This is a genomic window from Rhodoplanes roseus (assembly GCF_003258865.1).
In the GTDB taxonomy this organism is placed as follows: domain Bacteria; phylum Pseudomonadota; class Alphaproteobacteria; order Rhizobiales; family Xanthobacteraceae; genus Rhodoplanes; species Rhodoplanes roseus.
In genome coordinates, this window is the sequence record NZ_NPEX01001011.1 from 1 (window position 1) to 238 (window position 238).

General features: G+C 62.6%; 1 protein-coding gene. It reads left to right on the plus strand.

All coding sequences use genetic code 11. The features are described 5' to 3' along the window. The coding region (locus tag CH341_RS35070) for a hypothetical protein (protein WP_170149929.1) at positions 1–238 on the plus strand (238 nt) is incomplete at both ends.

Below are 238 nucleotides of genomic sequence, written 5' to 3' on the forward strand. Positions count from 1 at the left end.
GACGACGCCGATCATGCGGTCGCAATTGCACGGCTCGGCGATCAATCGGGTGATGCGCCGACCGGCTTCGATCCGCGACGCCAGGAATGGGTGCGCGAAAACCCCGCCGGCGGTGATCTCTTCAAAGGCTCGAATGGCAAGACATGGCTTGCGATGCCCGATGCCGACATGACGCATCAGATCATGGTGGCGCGCTACACGGCGACGAGCCGCACCTTTGTCATCGGCAGCTACGATC